This is a genomic window from Marinobacter sp. UBA2498 (assembly GCF_002341575.1).
Taxonomy (GTDB): Bacteria; Pseudomonadota; Gammaproteobacteria; order Pseudomonadales; family Oleiphilaceae; genus Marinobacter; species Marinobacter manganoxydans.
The window spans coordinates 72,175-76,220 of the sequence record NZ_DDOI01000157.1 but is presented as its reverse complement, the minus strand read 5'-3'; the positions used below and the strand labels follow the sequence as shown (position 1 = coordinate 76,220).

Annotated in this window: 2 protein-coding genes; both read right to left on the bottom strand. The window is 57.2% G+C overall.

All coding sequences use genetic code 11. The features are described 5' to 3' along the window. On the bottom strand, positions 1–1,355 hold a 1,355-nt coding region (locus B2W52_RS21945; RefSeq protein WP_286804086.1), incomplete at its 3' end, for a DUF1329 domain-containing protein. A gap of 136 nt (positions 1,356–1,491) precedes the next feature. Next, positions 1,492–4,046 (bottom strand): aminopeptidase N (pepN, locus tag B2W52_RS21940; protein ID WP_286804085.1); only part of this gene is annotated, 2,555 nt, incomplete at its 5' end.

The following is a 4,046-nucleotide window of genomic DNA, read 5'->3' as shown; positions in this document are numbered from 1 at the left end:
GAGAAATACCGTCGGTTGGGCACGTCGTTGGTAAACTTACGGGTGGAACCCTCTTCGGTATCCAGGCCGAGCACATGATAACGACGGGCCTGAAGGTCATGATAGACGTCAAGAACCGTCCACACACCCGGAAGTTCATAATAATTTTTGGGCAGGCCCATGGTTACCCGCCAGAGTTCGCCACGACCGTCGTACTGATCCAGCAGAACGGTGTTCCAGCTATCCTCGTCAATATAGAACCGACGTTTGCCGTAGATATGGCGCTCCCCGTCTTTCAGCGTGGCTTCAACCACATGAACGCGGTGGAGCTCCCAGCGGGTGAGGTCCGGATTCAGGTGTGAGATACCCAGGATTTCCTCGTAAGGAAGACCTTTTTCACCAATCCGGTAGTTGTTGTAGGGGATGTAGATCTCCCGCTTGCCCTCGTAATTCCAGTTGTAACGGTCCAGGGCCCCGTTGAAGATATCGGTATCATCTGCAGTACGAAGGTTGTCTGCCGCTGCAATCGGCGAATCGTAACCAAGGTTTGGCGCCCGTCGCACGCGACGCTGCCCGGCGTTATAACCCCAGCCATTCCGCGGATTGATGATCTGGTTAAGGGTTTCGTGGATCAGGATGGCACCACCGGCCAGACGGGGTGGTGATTGGGTAAACGACAGGTAGTAGAAGATCACGTTATCCAGATCTTCTTCACCGCCTTCCGGGTTGTAGTAATTGAAGAAGGCTTCCTGCTGAGAGGTAACCAGCGAATAGTCACCGTTGGTCTGGACCGCCACCTCACTGGAGCGCCGGGTTACAGACACACCGCGCCAGCGTGTCAGATGGTTCCACACCGCCTGCCAGGCTTTCTGCTCGTCATTGCCATGCAGAATCGGGAACGGGTAGCCGCCAAACGCGCCATCCAGGCCTTCGCCCTGCCCAACAATTTCTGCGTTCACAGCGTTTTCCCGAGTATTCTCAGCCACCCAATCGGGCACCGCATGGGTACGACGGGACTGATAAACGGGCACGCGGAACGTTGTCGGGTAGGTTTCCAGCAACGCCTTCACACCATCAGTAAGGTACTCCCCGTACTGATCCATGTTGGCTGGCGTGATGGTAAACAGGACTTCGTCATCCGGAAAAGGATTGATGTGGTGCTGGCCGCTTCCCTCATAGCCGGGAGGCGGCTCTGTCAAGCCTCCGGTCCAGGCCGGAATGGTTCCGGCGCTGTTGCCGGCCTTGGGCGAGCCAAAGGGTGTCAACTCCTGACCCAGACGGGCCGCTTCACTTGCTGACACAGCCGCCCACGCAGGCGCTAATGCCACGGAGAGAGCCAAGAGGCCGCCGAGAATCGCATTTTTGTTATACATCATTGTGAAACCTTAAGTGCGTCTGGAAGCCTCTTTGGAGGCTTTTTTATTGTCGTCTGATGGAATTACAGACCTTATTCCAGATTAACCGATCCCAGACTAAAGTCTATCGACCGAAAGTGCGATTTTGTATCTGACTTCAATCGGCAAGGCTCTTGTGCACTACCTCGTAGACGTCCCGGGACAATCCGGCTTTGTCCCGGATACGCTCCAGGGCCGATTTCATGCGGTCGCTGTACGAGGGCGCAAACTTTCTCCAACGGGTCAGTGGCGTAACCAGACGCGCGGCAATCTGCGGATTGCTGTCGTCCAGGCGGCACACCTGATCGGCCAGGAACTGGTAACCGGATCCGTCCGGATTATGGAAAGCTGCCAGGTTCTGGCCCGCAAACGCGCCAACCACAGACCGGATCTTGTTGGGGTTTTTCCAGTCGAACGCCGGATGCTCAAGAAGCTTGTGGATATCAGAGAGCTGCCCGGCCTGATCACTGGCCGCCTGGACAGAGAACCATTGCTCAACAACCTGGGGGTCGTCCTGGAACCGATTGTAAAAGTCGTCCAGCGCCTCCTGGCGATCAGACTCAAAGCCTGAATTGACCAGTGCTCGCAAGGCACCCATGCGATCGGTCATATTGTCAGCGGCGTTCAACTGACTGACAGCCAGACTCCGACCCTCCTCATCATCAATCATCAGCAGCCAGGCCAGCGCGGTGTTGCGCAGGCTACGGCGGGCAATAGCTTCCGGTGTCACCTCGTAAGGGCCACTGCCCTGATGCCGTTGGTAACAGCCCAGCAACTCGCCTTTCAGGGCACCCGCCAGATGCCGCAGCACGGCCTCGCGAGCACGATGGATAGCCGGCACATCGGCCTTGTCTGTCAGTTCAATCAGGTAGGCTTCAGATGGCAGCTGCAGCATTTTCGCAACCAGTGCCTGGTCAAGATCGGCGTCGGAAATCAGCTTGCGATAGGCCTCAACCAGTCTCGGGTCAATCTCGGCATCATCGGGCGCATTAACCAGCGATTGAATAACATCGACCGCCAGTCTCTGACCCGCATCCCAACGATTGAAACCGTCCGGATCATGGCTCATCAGGAAGAGCAGCTGTTCTCGGCTCCAGTTGTAGCGAACCCGAACCGGCGCGGAGAAGTGCCGCAAAAGTGATGGCACAGGTCTGGATTCGACGCCATGGAATTCGAACGTGTGGACGGCTTCGGTCAGCTCAAGCACCCGCTCCGTCGGCGCACCCGAATCTCCGGATTCAAGCTGCAACGGCAGGGGCTGGCCATCCTGTCCAAGCAGACCCAGCGCAAACGGGATGTGCTGGGGTTTTTTGTTGGTCTGGCCCGGGGTATCCGGAATGCTTTGCTCAACAGTCAGGCGGTACACACCTGTCTCCGCGTCAAAGTCGTCCGAAATGGCCAACACCGGCGTGCCGGCCTGCTCGTACCACAGACGGAACTGGCTCAGATCACGGCCGGAGGCATCCTCCATGGCTTTTACAAAATCATCGGTTGTGACGGCCTGGCCATCGTGGCGCTTGAAATACAGGTCACTGCCCTTGCGGAACATGTCCGGCCCCAGCAGGGTATGGATCATGCGTACGACCTCTGCACCTTTCTCATAAATGGTCAGGGTGTAGAAGTTAGAGATTTCCATATAGGAAGCCGGCCGCACCGGATGCGACATCGGGCCTCCGTCTTCAGCAAACTGGGCGGTACGCAGCAGCGTGACATCCTCAATCCGCTTCACAGTCGGCGAACCCATGTCTGCCGAGAACTGGGAATCCCGGAAAACGGTAAAGCCCTCTTTCAGGCTGAGCTGGAACCAGTCGCGGCAGGTAACCCGGTTGCCGGACCAGTTATGGAAATATTCGTGGGCAACGATGGCCTCGATACGCTGGAATGCCAGGTCTGTGGCGGTTTCCTGGCTGGCCAGAACACAGGACGAGTTGAAGATGTTGAGCCCCTTGTTCTCCATGGCGCCCATGTTGAAGTCGTCTACCGCCACAATCATGAAAATATCGAGGTCGTATTCTCGACCATAGACTTCCTCATCCCAGCGCATGGAACGCTTCAGCGAGTCCATGGCGTGATCGCATTTCTCGGCGTTGCGGGGCTCCACATACATGCGCAGATCGATGTCGCGGCCAGAGCACGTGGAAAACGTGTCCCGTTTCTCAACCAGATCTCCGGCCACCAGGGCGAAGAGGTAACAGGGCTTGGGGAACGGATCTTCCCAGGTAACAAAATGACGGCCGTTTTCCAGCTCGCCTTTTTCAACGTCATTACCGTTGGAGAGGAGAACCGGATAGGCGTCCTTGTTGGCTTCTATGCGAGTGCGGAAACGCGCCATCACGTCCGGGCGGTCCGGGAAGAATGTGATGCAGCGGAACCCTTCAGCCTCGCACTGGGTGCAGAACATGCCCGAGGACTTGTAAAGCCCTTCCAGACGGGTATTGTTCTGCGGCTCGATCCAGGTGACGACCGTCAAAGTGAACTGTTCCGGCACCGAGCGAACCACCAATTGATCGCCCCGATCTTCATAATCACCCGCGGCCAGCTCAGCGCCGTTCAGAGCGACAGACTCGAGCGTCAGGCTATCACCATCGAGCTCCAGAGGCGCCGCCGTCTCATCCGATTCCGGGTTCCGGCGGAGTTCGAGGGTGCTGTGCACCCGTGCGCCATCCTCAAAAA